This window comes from Nocardiopsis sp. LOL_012, from assembly GCF_048060475.1.
Taxonomy (GTDB): Bacteria; Actinomycetota; Actinomycetes; order Streptosporangiales; family Streptosporangiaceae; genus Nocardiopsis.
The window spans coordinates 74,901-89,616 of sequence record NZ_JBHMIV010000012.1 but is presented as its reverse complement, the minus strand read 5'-3'; the positions used below and the strand labels follow the sequence as shown (position 1 = coordinate 89,616).

Annotated in this window: 12 protein-coding genes; 3 read left to right on the top strand and 9 right to left on the bottom strand. The window is 71.9% G+C overall.

Annotated elements, in window-relative coordinates:
- Positions 1-15 precede the first annotated feature (15 nt).
- Complete coding sequence (locus ACFHWE_RS10290; protein WP_416600557.1) at positions 16-1,011, top strand: TAXI family TRAP transporter solute-binding subunit; 996 nt, start codon at positions 16-18, stop codon at positions 1,009-1,011.
- Here ACFHWE_RS10290 and ACFHWE_RS10285 read toward each other — a convergent pair.
- From ACFHWE_RS10285 to ACFHWE_RS10270, 4 genes are all read right to left on the bottom strand, one after another.
- Positions 980-2,437, bottom strand: a complete 1,458-nt coding sequence (locus tag ACFHWE_RS10285; protein ID WP_416600555.1) for an ATP-binding protein — start codon at positions 2,435-2,437, stop codon at positions 980-982. The genes ACFHWE_RS10290 and ACFHWE_RS10285 overlap by 32 nt on opposite strands.
- 25 nt (positions 2,438-2,462) lie before the next feature.
- Entirely contained in the window at positions 2,463-3,155 is a 693-nt protein-coding gene (locus tag ACFHWE_RS10280) for a response regulator transcription factor (protein ID WP_416600554.1), read from the bottom strand.
- A gap of 125 nt (positions 3,156-3,280) precedes the next feature.
- A complete protein-coding gene (locus ACFHWE_RS10275; protein WP_416600552.1) occupies positions 3,281-5,017 on the bottom strand; it encodes a glycerol-3-phosphate dehydrogenase/oxidase in 1,737 nt (578 codons plus the stop codon).
- A gap of 103 nt (positions 5,018-5,120) precedes the next feature.
- Positions 5,121-6,227 (bottom strand): GuaB3 family IMP dehydrogenase-related protein, encoded by a 1,107-nt coding sequence (locus ACFHWE_RS10270; protein ID WP_416600631.1) that lies wholly within the window; start codon positions 6,225-6,227, stop codon positions 5,121-5,123.
- Between the two features lie 219 nt (positions 6,228-6,446).
- Here ACFHWE_RS10270 and ACFHWE_RS10265 point away from each other — a divergent pair, with 219 nt between their 5' ends.
- A complete protein-coding gene (locus ACFHWE_RS10265) occupies positions 6,447-7,007 on the top strand; it encodes an RICIN domain-containing protein (protein ID WP_416600551.1) in 561 nt (186 codons plus the stop codon).
- 29 nt (positions 7,008-7,036) lie between these two features.
- Here the strand turns inward: ACFHWE_RS10265 and ACFHWE_RS10260 are convergent, their stop codons facing one another.
- From ACFHWE_RS10260 to groES, 5 genes are all read right to left on the bottom strand, one after another.
- On the bottom strand, positions 7,037-7,858 hold the full coding sequence (locus tag ACFHWE_RS10260) for a hypothetical protein (protein ID WP_416600549.1): 822 nt from the start codon (positions 7,856-7,858) through the stop codon (positions 7,037-7,039).
- Between the two features lie 402 nt (positions 7,859-8,260).
- Positions 8,261-9,751 carry an IMP dehydrogenase gene (guaB, locus tag ACFHWE_RS10255; RefSeq protein ID WP_416600548.1) on the bottom strand — a complete coding sequence of 497 codons (1,491 nt, stop codon included), beginning with the start codon at positions 9,749-9,751 and terminating at the stop codon, positions 8,261-8,263.
- 246 nt (positions 9,752-9,997) lie between these two features.
- Entirely contained in the window at positions 9,998-10,552 is a 555-nt protein-coding gene (locus tag ACFHWE_RS10250; RefSeq protein ID WP_416600629.1) for a sigma-70 family RNA polymerase sigma factor, read from the bottom strand.
- 265 nt (positions 10,553-10,817) lie between these two features.
- A complete protein-coding gene (gene groL, locus ACFHWE_RS10245; RefSeq protein ID WP_416600546.1) occupies positions 10,818-12,422 on the bottom strand; it encodes a chaperonin GroEL in 1,605 nt (534 codons plus the stop codon).
- Between the two features lie 121 nt (positions 12,423-12,543).
- Positions 12,544-12,852 (bottom strand): co-chaperone GroES, encoded by a 309-nt coding sequence (gene groES, locus ACFHWE_RS10240; protein WP_028647326.1) that lies wholly within the window; start codon positions 12,850-12,852, stop codon positions 12,544-12,546.
- A gap of 316 nt (positions 12,853-13,168) precedes the next feature.
- Here groES and ACFHWE_RS10235 point away from each other — a divergent pair, with 316 nt between their 5' ends.
- A complete protein-coding gene (locus ACFHWE_RS10235) occupies positions 13,169-14,431 on the top strand; it encodes a THUMP-like domain-containing protein (RefSeq protein ID WP_416600545.1) in 1,263 nt (420 codons plus the stop codon).
- Positions 14,432-14,716 lie beyond the last annotated feature (285 nt).

The window sequence follows — 14,716 nt, the reverse complement described above, 5'->3', positions numbered from 1 at the left end:
CGGACAGCACTTCGGATGGCGGCATCGGTACTCGTCGTCCTCGCGGTCGCCGGTTCGCAGCCCCCGTACGAGGAGCCCCTCCGGCTCCGCGTCGGCACGGGAGGCCCCGGAGGCGTCTACCACGAGTACGGCTCGGGTCTCGCCGAAGCCGCCGCGTCCTCCCGCGCGTTCACCGAGATCGTGCCCGTGGACACCGCGGCGAGCGTGGACAACAACCGGCTGATCGCGGCCGGTTCCGTGGACGCCGCCTTCACACTCGCCGACGTCGCGGCGCTGGCCGTGGCCGGTGACCCCCCGTTCGACGAGCCCCTGCCCATCTCGGCGCTGGCCCGCCTCTACGACAACCACACCCACCTCGTGGTCCGCTCCGACTCGCCCTACGACGAACTCGCGGACCTCTCGGGAGCGACGGTGTCCCTGGGCGCCGAAGGCTCCGGCACCGAGCTCACGGCCCGGCGGCTCCTGGATCTCGCGGGACTGGAGGCGGCTCCGCGGGACGACGAGCGCGGTGGCGTGCCGACGGAGGCCGGGGGCTCCCGGGTGGAAGCGGTCCACCTTCACGTGAGCGAGTCCGCGCAGGCCCTCGCGGAAGGGCGCGTGGACGCGTTCTTCTGGTCCGGGGGGCTGCCCACACGGGCGGTGGCCGACCTCGCCGAACGGACTCCGATCCGTCTGATCGACCTCTCCGGCCACGTCTCGGCCATGGCGGAGAGACACGGTGAGTACTTCTCCGATATGCCGGTCCCCGCCGACACCTACGAGGGCGTCCCGGCCGTGCGCACCATCGGCGTGCCCAGTCTGCTGGTGGTCGGGGACGGGATGCCCACAGGGACCGCCAGGGAACTGACCCGTCTCCTGTTCGAGTCCCGTCCCGAGCTGGTCGACGTCCACCCCGTCGCGCTCTCCCTGCACCCGCGTTCGGCCATAGCCACCCTGCCGGTCCCCCTGCACCCCGGGGCGGTCGAGTACTACCGTTCCGTCAAGAACGCCTACGGGCCGCCGACGGCCTGACCACGGACCCGGCGAGAGGGTCGGGGAAGGCCCGCAGAGGCAGCCGCAGCCGGGCCTCGACCCCGTGGGGGCTCCGGGGTCGGAGGGTGAGCCGAGCCCCCTGGAGTTCCAACAGGGTGACCACGACGGACAGGCCCAGGCCGCTGCCGCCCCCTCCTCGGTGGCCGTCCCGCCAGAACGGCCGGACCGCGGCGGCCATCTGCTCCTCCGGCAGTCCGGGCCCATCGTCGAGGACGTGTACGTCCACGTGGCCGCCCCCTTCCGCGGAGCGGACGGGTGCGGCGACTCCCACCACGATCCGCGCCCCCGCTCCGCCGAACTTCAGAGCGTTGTCGATCAGCGCGTCCAGCGCCTGGTCCAGCGTGCCCTCCACACACCGGACACGGACACCGGGCACCACCTCCGCCACCAGTTCGGCACCGATCCGCTCCGCGATGGGGGACCAAGCCGCCACCCGCTCCTCGGCGACCGCGGACACGTCCTCGCGCACCGTCGAATGCTCGGCGTCCTCGGCCCTGGCCAGGGTGAGCAGGCTGTCACAGACCCGCGCCAGCCTGTCCACCTCGTCCAGCGCCAGCCGGTGCCCCTGGCGCCCCTGCGCGGTCAGGTGCGGTGACAGCGCGTCCACGCGCAGCCTCAGCGCGGCCAGGGGGTTGCGGACCTGGTGCCCGGCATAGGCCACGAACATACGCTGGTTCTCAAGCATGGAAGCGATCGTGTCGGCCATGTGGTTGAAGGACTCGCCGAGCCGACGGAGTTCGAACGGTCCGGCCACCGTCCGCACCCGTGCGTCGAGGCTTCCGCCGCTCACCGCGCGGGTCGCCTCCTCCAGATCGACGATCGGTCTCAGCACCCATCCGGTGAGGGGACCCGCCGCGGCGATGCCGACGACCATGACCGCGGCGACCACGGCACAGGCCACACCCCACTGGAGGAGGATCGACCGCCTCAGCGCACCGGTGGGAGAGGCGGTGACGACCGCTCCGACGACCTCGCCCGCACCCCCGACGGGTTCGGCGACGACGAGCGCCCCGCCGTCCCACGGCCAGATCACCGTGTCGGCGCCCGCACGGCTGCCCGCCAGGGCCGTGCGCACGACGGCGGGGACCTCCTCGGCCCCCAGACCCAGTTCGGTGGGGCCGACGCCCTCACGGGAGGACACGACGACGGCGCCCTCCCGGTCCACGACGACAGCGGTGATTCCGTACAGGCGGTCGTAGGCGACCAGTTCGCCGTTGAGGCTCCCCGCCTCCCCGGTCACCACCGCCGACTCGGCGATTCTGGCGAACCTGGTCGTGTCGTTGATGCGGTCGAGCAGCATGGCCGAGGTCCCCCGCTCGGCAAGGCTCACACACAGCGGCAGGGCCAGCCCCAGGCACCCGGCGACCAGGAGGGTCACATACACGATGACGACACGTCGGCGCACGTACCCGCTCCCCAGGCCTACCCGGTCAGGAGTCCGCCGAGTGCGCCGCGGCGCGTTCGGGGACGACGAGACGGTAGCCGATGCCCCGAACGGTCTCGATGATCCCCGGAACCCCCAGCTTGGAGCGCAGCGTGCCCACGTGGACCTCCAGGGTGCGGCGCGTACCCGGCCACGCCGTGTGCCAGACCCGCAATAGCAACTGCTCACGGGAGACGACCGCTCCCTCCTCCCTGATGAGCACGGTGAGCAGGTCGAACTCCTTCCGGGTGAGCTCGATCCGGGCACCTGCGCACGTGACGGAACGGTTTCCGGGATCGACGGTCACGGGCCCGGCGGACAGGACCGGGTCCTCCCTGCGGCTCGTGCGCCTTAGGACCGCCTCCATACGCGCGCACAGCTCCTCGATGGCCAGGGGTTTGACGACGTAGTCGTCGGCCCCCGTGCGCAGGCCGCGTACACGGTCGTACCGCCCTCCGCGGGCCGTGACCATGATGAGGGCGGTGTCGCCGACGTCGTGCCGTTCCCGCAGGCGTCGGCAGAGCTCGATACCGTCCATGTCGGGCAGGCCGAGGTCGAGCAGTACGAGGTCCACGGGCGGAGCGGCCAGAGCCGTGGCCGCGGTACGTGCCTGTACGACCGTGTACCCGTGTCCCTCCAAGGCGCCGGTGAGCGCATCGGCGAGCCGGACGTCGTCCTCGACGAGGAGCACCGTGATCATGGGGGGATCCTTCACAGTGAGTGCGGGCCGGAGAGCCTGACACCGCACTTTAGTGGCACATGTCACAGATCACCAGATCCCGTCCCGGCCCGCACCCGGGCCGGGACGCGGTGCGGAGAGCGGTCTCAGGGGTGGCCGGCCCCGGGGCGGCTGATGGCCGCCTCCGGCACGATCTCCGGGGCGCCGTGCTGGATGGCGTCGGCCTCGTGGTCGGTGTCCTGCTCCTGGGCGGCGCGCTCGGCCTCGATGCCCTTGCGGTAGTACTCGACCTCCCGTGCGACCTGCTCGGCGCTCCACCCGAGGGGTCCGGCGAGGAGTTCGGCGGCCTCCTCGGCCGCACCGATCCCCCGGTCCCAGGTCTCGAAGGAGATCCGGGTGCGCCGGGACAGCGCGTCCTCCAGGTGCCGGGCGCCCTCGGCGCGGGCCGCGTAGACGATCTCGGCGCGCAGGTAGTCGTCGGCGGCGGCGAGCGGGCGCCCGAGGTCGGGGCGCTCGCGCACCATCGCCAGCAGGTCGTGGATCGAGGCACCGTAGCGGCGCAGCAGGTGCGTCACGCGCGAGACGTGCAGCCCCGATTCGCGGGCGAGCACGTGCCGCTGGTTCTGGAGCGCCGCGTAGCCCTGGGCGCCCACCAGCGGCAGCCGGTCGGTCACCGAGTCCGGGACGCCGCCGCCGAGCCCGTGCGCGACGGCGTCCACGGCGTCCTTGGCCATCACGCGGTAGGTGGTGTACTTGCCGCCCGCGATGAGCACCAGTCCGGGCACCGGGTGGGCCACGGTGTGCTCCCGGGACAGCTTGGAGGTCTGCTCGTCCTCCCCCGACAGCAGCGGACGCAGCCCCGCGTACACGCCTTCGACGTCGTCCCTGGTCAGCGGGGTTCGCAGCACCTGGTTGACATGGTCGAGGACGTAGTCGATGTCGGTGCGGCTCGCGGCCGGGTTCTCCTTGTCCAGGTCCCAGTCGGTGTCGGTGGTGCCGATGATCCAGTGCCGCCCCCACGGGATGACGAACAGCACGCTCTTCTCCGTGCGCAGGATCATCCCCGAGGAGGCCTGGATGCGATCGCGCGGGACCACGAGGTGCACCCCCTTGGAGGCGCGCACGTGGATCTGGCCGCGCCCGCCCACCATCTCCTGGATGTCGTCGGTCCACACCCCGGCGGCGTTGACGACCTGGCGGGCGCGGACGGCGACCTCCTCACCCGCCTCCAGGTCCCGGGCGCGGGCGCCGACCACGTGCTCGCCCTCGCGCAGGAAGCCGACCGCCTGCACCCGTGAGGCGATCCGGGCGCCGAGCCCGGCGGCGGTGCGCAGGACCGTGGTGACGTAGCGGGCGTCGTCGACCTGGGCGTCCCAGTACTGGACGGCGCCGGTGAGGGCGTCGCGCCGCAGCGCGGGGAAGACGCGCAGCGCACCGGCCCTGGTCAGGTGCCGGTGCGCGGGCAGGCCTCGGTTGTTGCGTGAGGTCAGTGCGAGGGTGTCGTAGAGGGTGACGCCCGCGCCGACGTAGAGCCGCTCCCAGTGCTGGGAGAACGGGAAGAGGAACGGCACCGGGCGGACCAGGTGCGGGGCGATCGTGCTGAGCAGGAGGCCGCGTTCGGTGAGCGCCTCGCGGACGAGCTCGATGTCGAACTGTTCGAGGTAGCGTAGCCCCCCGTGGATGAGCTTGCTGGAACGGCTGGAGGTTCCGGAGGCGAAGTCGCGCGCCTCGATCAGGCCGGTGGACAGCCCGCGCGAGACGGCGTCCAGCGCGATGCCCGCTCCCACGATGCCGCCGCCGACCACGAGGACGTCGAGTTCCCCCTCGGCCATCGACGCGAGCGCCTCGGAGCGCTCCCCCGGTCCCAGCCACGTCGTCGCCATCGGTCGCCTCTCCTCCTCGGTGGTGCTCCCCCTCAACGCATACCCGCCCGGCGGCCCCGACCACCCGGCCGGGCGGGGCGTCCCGCCCGCGACGCCCCAGTTCTCAGCGGTGCGGGTTGACCACGACCTCGACCCGCTGGAACTCCTTGAGGTCGCTGTAGCCGGCGGTGGCCATGGTGCGGCGCAGCGCACCCATGAGGTTCATGGAGCCGTCGCTGGTGGAGGCCGGGCCGTGCAGGATCGACGCCAGGTCGCCGATGGTGCCGACGGCCACGCGCTCGCCGCGCGGCAGTTCGCCGTGGTGGGCCTCGCTGCCCCAGTGGTAGCCGCGGCCGGGCGCCTCCGAGGCGCGGGCCAGCGGAGAGCCGACCATGACCGCGTCGGAGCCGCAGGCCAGGGCCTTGGCGATATCGCCGCTGGTGGTCATGCCGCCGTCGGCGATGACGTGCACGTACCGGCCGCCGGACTCGTCGAGGTAGTCGCGCCGGGCGGCGGCCACGTCGCCGATGGCGCTGGCCATGGGAACGGCCACGCCCAGCACCGAGCGGGTGGTGTGCCCGGAGCCGCCGCCGAACCCGACCAGGACCCCGGCGGCACCGGTGCGCATCAGGTGCAGGGCCGCGGTGTAGGTGGCGCAGCCGCCGACCACCACGGGCACGTCGAGGTCGTAGATGAACTGCTTGAGGTTGAGCGGCTCGGCACGGCCGGACACGTGCTCGGCGGAGACCGTGGTCCCGCGGATGACGAAGATGTCCACGCCCGCGTCGACGACCGCCTTGTGGTACTGGGCGGTGCGCTGCGGCGACAGGCGGGCGGCGGTGACCAGGCCGGAGTCGCGGATCTCCTCGATGCGGCGGCCGATCAGCTCCTCCCGGATCGGCGCGGCGTAGATCTCCTGGAGGCGCCTGGTGGCCGCGACGTCGTCGAGTCCGCTGATCTCCTCAAGGAGCGGGGCGGGGTCCTCGTACCGGGTCCACAGGCCCTCCAGGTCGAGGACGCCCAGGCCGCCCTGGCGGCCGACGGCCACGACCGTCTCGGGGGAGGCGACGCTGTCCATGGGGCTCACGACGAGCGGCGTCTCGAACCGGTAGGCGTCGATCTGCCAGGCCAGGGACACCTCCTCGGGGTCGCGGGTCCGCCGGGCGGGCACGATCCCGATCTCGTCGAGCTCGTAGGCGCGGCGCGCGTTCTTCCCCAGCCCGATCTCCACCTGAGCCAACGCTTGATCCCCCTCGTGACGTGGGCCGGGCCGCGGCCCGGCACCCTGACTGCCGCGGCGAGTCTATCGGTCCCCGCCGCGCCCCCTCATGCGCCTGTTCCGCTCCGCTCCCGGACACCTGCGCCGGTCGGCCACACGACCCCGTTGATCACGCTATGTTTTCTATTGATCACCCAAGGTGCCGTCCTTGGGTCAGCGAAAGGGAACTCCATGCAAGGTAAGCGCATTCCGACCCGTGTGGCGTCACTCCTCGGCGCCGCGCTCATGTTCCAGGCGGTTCTCAGCGGGGCCGTGGCCCACGCGGCGGCCCCCGCCGAGGACTCCGACGCCAGGACGGCGTCGCGCGCCCAGAGCAACGTGTACCGAATCGTCAACATCAACAGCGGCCTGTGCGCGGGGGTCGGCGGATCGAGCACGGGGATGGGTGCCAGGGTCATCCAGTGGGAGTGCCTGGACATCGATGACCAGGCGTGGCACTTCAACCACGTGAACAACGGGTTCTACCACCTGGAGAACATCAACAGCGGGCAGTGCATGACCGTTTCGACACCCGCCGCTGACAACTCCTTTGTGGTGCAACTGCCGTGTGGACAGCACCGCCACCAGGGCTGGCGCCTGGACAAGGACGGCGAGAACCTCCGCCTCGTGAACTACGAGCCCGAGATGGCCCTCGCGGTGGTGAACTCCGCCCAGCACCGCGGCGCCCCGCTGATCCTGTCCAGGATGGACGCCCGGGTGAGTGAGGTGTGGACCCTCGTGCCCGTCGAGTAGGAGGACCTGTCCCGTCACCGGACCCCGCGTCAGGGGTCCACGGTGAGGCTGATCCCCTCGTCCTCGCACCCCAGGCCGCCCCAGCCGAGCAGGCGGCCCCCGCCCGCGGGGACGAGGGGCCCGCAGTAGCCGTCCAGAGCGCCCCACCGCTGGCTGAGGGAGCGCTCCGCGCCGTGGTCCCAGAGGCTGACGGTCCCCGGCCGGGTGGCGACCAGGCCGAGCCCGTCCACGGCGTGCGTGTCCCCCGACAGGAGGCCCCCGGTGTGCGTCCGGACGGCGGGCAGGAAGAAAGCGGAGTCCGCCGTGTCCACCGGCCGGGCCTGCCCGTGGCCGTCGATCCGGTACAGGCGCGTGGTGTCACCGGTGCGCACCGTGAGCAGGGCGGTGCCCTCCGGTGTGGCCGCCAGCCCCACGGCGTCAGCCCGCTCCTCGCCCCCGTCGAGCTCCGGAAGCGGCCGGAACGCCGCACCGTCGTGTTCGCCGGGCTCGAAGGCGAGCGTGGCCAGCTCCTCGCCGAAGGGGCCGGTACCGGCCACCGCCACCACACCGTCGCCGTGGACAGCCACGTCGTAGACGGTGTACGCCCGCTGTTCCCCCGTGGGCTCGGGGATCTCGACGGTGTGCCAGGCGTCCTCGGCCAGGGAGTACACCAGGAAGTCCCCGCCGCCGAAGACGACGTGGTCACCGACGATCGCCGCGCGTGCCAGGTCCCGTGCCTCGGGGGCGTCTGCGATGGGCTCCCAGGTGTCGCTCTCCGGATCGTAGAGGGCGCCGTCCCGGGCCATCATGGCGTCGGTCTCGTCGTGGGTGGCCGTGAACCCGCCCCACACCAGCATCCGGTCCTCCACCATCACGGCGGTGTGGCGGGTCCGGGGCTCCAGACCGGATTCGGCCAGCGTCCGCCAGGTACCGGTGTCGGGGTCGTAGGCCGCGCCGTCGGCGAAGGAGTTGCGCTGGCCCCGCCCCAGACCAGGAGTTCCTCCCCGGACCAGAGAAGGCTGTGGTCCCCGCGCGGATCCAGCGGAGCGGGCGGGAGTCCCGCCCCGGTGATCTCCACGTCCCAGCGGTCGGCCTGCGCGGGCCCGCAGGAGGAGAGCGGAAGGAGGAGGGCCAGTGCCAGGGCCGCCGCCCCGGGCAGGCGTCGCATAAGATCACGCTTTCCGGGTCCCCGGACGCCGGACGGCGCCCGTCGGAGGGCGCAGTCTAGACCGGCGCCCGTTCCACGCGCGAAACCGGATCCCGGGGGACCCCCGTCAGCGGGCGTTGTAGTTGGGGGCCTCGACGGTCATCGTGATGTCGTGCGGGTGGCTCTCACGCAGTCCGGCGTTGGTGATGCGCATGAGCTGGCCGCGCTCACGCAGTTCGGGCACGGTGCGGGTACCCGCGTACCACATGGACTGGTGCAGGCCGCCGACCAGCTGGTGGGCGACGGCGTGCAGCGGGCCGCGGTAGGGCACCTGGCCCTCGATGCCCTCGGGGATGAGCTTGTCCTCGGTGGCGACCTCGGCCTGGGCGTAGCGGTCCTTGGAGAAGGAGCGGCCGCGCATCGCACCCAGGGAGCCCATGCCCCGGTAGGCCTTGAACTGCTTGCCGTTGATGAAGATCAGCTCGCCGGGGCTCTCCTCGACCCCGGCGAGGAGGCTGCCGAGCATGACGGTGCTGGCCCCGGCCGCGATCGCCTTGGCGATCTCGCCGGAGTACTGGAGGCCGCCGTCGGCGATGAGCGGGACGCCGGCCGGCAGGCACGCCTGGGATGCCTCCAGGATCGCCGTGATCTGGGGAGCGCCCACACCGGCGACGACGCGGGTGGTGCAGATGGAGCCGGGCCCGACCCCCACCTTGACGGCGTCGGCGCCCGCGTCCACGAGCATCTGGGCCCCGGCTCGGGTGGCGACGTTGCCCGCCACGATGTCGGCGCGGGAGTTGGCCTTGAGCTTGGCGACCATGTCCGCCATCCCGGAGGAGTGGCCGTGCGCGGTGTCCACCACGATGAAGTCCACGCCCGCCTCCACGAGCGCCTTGGCCCGTTCCTCGGCCTCGGCACCGACCCCGACCGCGGCGCCCACCACGAGGCGGCCGTCGGCGTCCTTGGTGGCGTGGGGGTACTGCTCGCTCTTGGTGAAGTCCTTGACGGTGATCAGGCCGCGCAGGCGGTTGTGGCCGTCGACGATCGGGAGCTTCTCGACCTTGTGCGTGCGCAGCAGCTCGAAGGCCCGGTCACGGGAGACGCCGACGGGGGCGGTGACCAGGTTCTCCGTGGTCATCACCTCGCGGGCCGGGCGGGAGCGGTCCTCCTCGAAGCGCATGTCGCGGTTGGTGACGATGCCCACGAGCGCGCCGTCGGAGTCGGTGACCGGGACACCGGAGATGCGGTAGTGGGCGCACAGGCGCTCGATCTCGGCGAGGGTGTCGTCGGGGCGGCAGGTGACCGGTGCGGCGACCATGCCCGACTCCGAGCGCTTGACCAGGTCGACCTGGTCGGCCTGGTCCTCGACGGAGAGGTTGCGGTGCAGCACGCCCGCGCCGCCCTGGCGGGCCATGGCCACGGCCATCCGCGCCTCGGTGACGGTGTCCATCGCGGCCGACAGCAGCGGGATGGTGAGTTCGATGTTGCGGGTCAGCCGGGTGGAGGTGTCCACGTCGCCGGGCTGGAGGGCGGAGTAGGCCGGGACCAGGAGGACGTCGTCGTAGGTGAGCCCCGGTGGCAGGAGTTTGTCCCCGTAGCCGCTGTACTCCTGACCCATGACACAACCTCCGCTTATCCCGGCACACCTGCGCGGATTCGCCCCCGCGTGTCACCTCATCCTAGGCCGTGGCCCGGTGCGCCTCAGGAGAAAAGCCGAGTCTGACGCGCCACCGCGCACGGAAAGTGAGCGGAATCACTGTTTGGCGCCGGGTCTCAGCTCCGCGTGCGGTAGGCGCACAGGCCCTGTCCGCGAGGGGAGGGGCGGCGAGGGCACACCGGGCGCGACCGCGCCCTGCGCGCGGGCTCACGGGAGGAGGCTGTTCGCCAGGGCCACCTGCCGAAGCCGAGCGATAGCTCGGTGCTGGGCAACCCGTACCGCTCCCGCCGACATTCCAAGAACATGTCCCGTCTCATCCGCTGTCAATCCGGCGATCACTCTCATCACCAGCAACTGCCGCTGTCTCTCCGGGAGCTCGTCCAGCAGCTCCCGCGCCCTCTGCGCCTCGATCACGCGGACCGCCGCCTCCTCGGGGCCGGGCCCGTCGTCGGGGGTCTCCGGCACGGCGTCCGCGGGGACGAGTTCCACCCGGCCGGCACCCCTGAGGGTGTCGGCGACCTTGTGCGCGGCGATGCCGAACACCAGGGCCGCGAAGGGCCGCCCCCGGTCCTGGTAGCGGGGGATGGCCGAGATGAGGGCGATGCACACTTCCTGCGCGACGTCGTCGGAGTGGTGGGCCAGCCCCGAGACCCGGGCGAGCCGGGCACGGCAGTAGCGCACCACCATGGGGCGCACCTCGCGCAGGAACGAGTCCATGGCTTCGTCGTCCCCCTGGACCGCGAGCAGTCCCAGGCGGTTCAGGCCGTTGTCGCACGTCGGGGCGTCCGCACCCCCGTGCACCCCTGTCCGCTGCGCGGTAGCGCCCCCCCGGGCGCCTGCATCCGTCACGTAACGAATGATGCCCCCATCCGGGGACCTGACCACTCCAATCGACAACTACGGAATGGTTACGTTTGAGGAAAAACGCTCGAAAACGGCACAGAAATCTGCACTGCTTTCGGGAGTACCGTGGTATCGAGCGGGGCGGGACGCCACCGCGCCCCGCCCCCGAAGACCGTACGCCCCGCTAGTGGGCGTGCCCGTGGTCCTCGTCCTCGTCCTCCTCGGGCTTGTCCGCCACCAGCGCCTCGGTGGTCAGCAGCATGCCCGCGATGGACGCGGCGTTCTCCACCGCGGAGCGGGTGACCTTGACCGGGTCGATGATGCCCTGCGCGGTCAGGTCGCCGTAGGTGTCGGTCGCGGCGTTGTAGCCGTGGCCGACCTCCATCTCCGAGACGCGGTGCGTGACCACGTAGCCCTCGGCGCCCGCGTTCTCCGCGATCCACCGGGCGGGCTCGACCAGCGCGCGGCGGACGATCGCCACACCGGTGGCCTCGTCGCCGCTCAGGCCCAGGTCGCCCAGGGCCGTGGAGGCGTGCACCAGGGAGGCGCCGCCGCCGGCGACGATGCCCTCCTCGATGGCCGCGCGGGTCGCCGAGATGGCGTCCTCCAGGCGGTGCTTCTTCTCCTTGAGCTCGACCTCGGTGGCCGCACCCACGCGCAGGACCGAGACCCCACCCGCGAGCTTGGCCAGGCGCTCCTGGAGCTTCTCGCGGTCCCAGTCGGAGTCGCTGGCCTCGATCTCCTTGCGGATCTGGGCGATGCGGTCGTCGACCTCGCCCTGCGCGCCCGCTCCGTCGACGATCGTGGTGTCGTCCTTGGTGACGGTGATGCGGCGGGCGCTGCCCAGGACGTCGAGGTCGGCGTTCTCCAGGGTCAGGCCGACCTCCTCGGCGATGACCTGGCCGCCGGTGAGGACCGCGATGTCCTGGAGCATGGCCTTGCGGCGCTCGCCGAAGCCGGGCGCCTTGACGGCGGCGACGTTGAGCATGCCGCGCATCTTGTTCAGCACCAGGGCGCCCAGGGCGTCGCCCTCGATGTCCTCGGCGATGATCAGCAGCGGCTTCTTGTCCTGCGCGATCTTCTCCAGGAGCGGCAGCAGCTCGTTGAGGCTGCTGATCTTGCCCTGGTTGATGAGGATGTGCGCGTCCTCCAGCACCGCCTCCTGGCGGTCGCCGTCGGTGACGAAGTAGGGCGAGACGTAGCCCTTGTCGAACTGCAGGCCCTCGGTGAAGTCGAGGTCCAGACCGAAGGTCGGGGCCTCCTCCACGGTGATGACGCCGTCCTTGCCCACCTTGTCGAACGCCTCGGCGATGAGGTCGCCGATCGCGGCGTCCTGGGCGGAGTTGGTGGCGACGTAGGCGATGTCCGCGCGCTCCTCGACGGGGCGGGCCCGCTCGACCAGAGTCTTGGACACCTCCTGGGCGGCGGCGTCGATGCCCTTCTTCAGCGACATCGGGGACGCGCCCGCCGCCACGCTGCGCAGGCCCTCGCGGACCAGCGCCTGCGCGAGGACGGTCGCGGTGGTGGTGCCGTCGCCGGCGGCGTCGTTGGTCTTGGTGGCGACCTCCTTGACGAGCTGCGCGCCCAGGTTCTCGTAGGGCTCGGACAGCTCGATCTCACGGGCGACGGTCACACCGTCGTTCGTGATGGTGGGGGCGCCGAACTTCTTGTCGATGACGACGTTGCGGCCGCGCGGGCCGAGCGTCACCTTGACGGCGTCGGCGAGGCGGTCCACACCCCGCTCAAGGGCGCGGCGGGCCTCATCCTCGAACTCCAGGATCTTCGGCATGGCTTGGGTTCTTCCTCCTGACGGTGGTCACACACAAGGGCATCCCGCCCCGCCCGGCGTGGCGCCGACCGGTGCGGGATGCGAATGGCTCCTGGCCCTGCTGAGAGGGCCTCGTCGAGACCTACTTCTCGACGACCGCCAGGATGTCGCGGGCGGAGAGGACCAGGTACTCCTCACCGTCGTACTTGACCTCGGTGCCCCCGTACTTGCTGTAGAGCACGACGTCGCCGACGTTCACGTCGAGGGCGACACGCTTGCCGTTGTCGTCGAGGCGGCCGGGGCCCACGGCCAGGATCTCGCCCTCCTGGGGCTTCTCCTTGGCGGTGTCCGGGATGACCAGACCGGAGGCGGTGGTCTGCTCGGCCTCCAGGGTCTTGACCACGACGCGGTCCTCAAGCGGCTTCAGCACGGTCTTGGTGGCGGTCGACACTGTAGTGACCTCCCCCTTCAAGGTTCTCGGTGTCCTGTACTGCGGCCCGCACGGCGGTACGGGCCAACTGTGTAAAAGGGGCGACCGCGGCGGCCTGTCGTCGCGGGTGCCAGACCGGCCTCGTCGCGGTTAGCACTCTACCCCCGAGAGTGCCAGAATGGAAATGTGGCGGGAAGCTGGGGCCGAAAGCCGTGCCGTGCCCGCCGCCCGAACGCCCCCGGAGGGACGGGCGGCCACTCCTAGGAAGCCACTGAAGGCAAGACCCCATCAGCCGTACCCGGCCCTCCCGGGCCACTTAACAACTTACGGAGGTCCCATGCGCGCGTCCGCCTTCTCCGCGCTGCTCACCGACGCGGGCCGGGAGGCGTTGGAGCGTGTGGACCCTGAGGAGGCCGCGGCCGACCGGCTGGGGACCGCCTCGGCGCTGCGCGCGGACCCCCGGGTGGCCGACCTTGACCCGCACCTACCCGTTCCCGATCTGGTCAACGCGCTTCTCACCCAGGTCGATCTGCGCGAACGCGGCCGCGCCAAGTTCGGCGACCGGGCCCGGGAGATGTACTTCACCCCCGACGGCCTGGAGCAGTCCACCCGGCGGACCGTCGCCGAGTACCGGGCGGCGCGGACCGCCGCCGCCGCGGACCCGGCCGGGGGTTCGGCGGGCGACCTGTGCTGCGGGATCGGCGCGGACCTGCTGGCCCTGGCCGAACACGGGGTGTCGGTCGAGGGCGTGGACGCCGACACGCTGACGGTGGCCGTGGCCCGCGCCAACATCGCGGCCCTGGGCCTGGAAGGCCTCGCCCGGGTGCGCGAGGGGGACGCGGAGGCGGTCGCCCCCGGCGCCTACCCCCTGCTGTTCTGCGACCCGGCCCGCAGGGGCGGGCGGGGGCGGGTGTTCGACCCGGCCGCCTACTCCCCGCCCTGGGACACGGCCGTCCGCCTGGCGGAGGGCTCAACGGCGGCCTGTCTGAAGGCGGCGCCCGGCATCCCGCACGAGGCGCTCCCCACCGGCGCCGACGCCGAGTGGGTCTCCGTGGACGGGGAGCTGAAGGAGACGGCGCTGTGGTTCGGTGCGCTCGCCGGAGGGGTCCGGCGCCGCGCGACCGTCCTGCGCGAGCCGAAGGCGTCGCTCCCGTCGGAGCGGGGCGCGGTGCACCTGGACGAGGAGCCGGGGCTGGGGCCGGCTCCCGTGGCGCCGCCGCTGCGGTACCTGTACGACCCCGACCCCGCGGTGGTGCGCTCACACCTGGTGGCCGAGGCCGCGGCCCGGGTGGAGGGCACCCTGCTGGACGAGCGGATCGCCTACTTCACCTCCGACCGGGCGGTGGCCTCGCCGCTGTGGCGGGTCCTGGAGGTCACCGACACCCTGCCGTTCTCGCTGAAACGGCTGAGGTCCGCGCTCCGGGTGCACGGCGCGGGCAGCGTGACGATCAAGAAGCGCGGGTCGGCCGTGGACACCGAGCGGCTGCGCCGGAGCCTGAAGCCATCCGGCTCCGAACCGGTGACGGTCGTGCTCACCCGGATCGGGCAGCGGCCGTTCTGCCTGCTCTGCCGGGAGGTCGGCGGCGGCGAGGAGGCGTGAACGGGGCCGCCTCCACACAACGTTCACATCCCCCAGACCAGATCGTTACCTCCGCGGCCGGCATCTTCTGCTTTCCTCTGGGGACATGGGTGTGCGTGTCGTTAAACTGGCCCCCGCTGAACGCTTCCGTCTCATGGATCCACCCGGAAGGCACCCGATCGCCCGACCAGCACGTGGTTCGACGCTTCAGGGCACCACGCTCCACTCGTATACACTGAGCCACGCTTTCGTCACACACGGGAGTTTTCGATTGCGGAGCACCCGCCCCCGGGGACCATCGAGAAC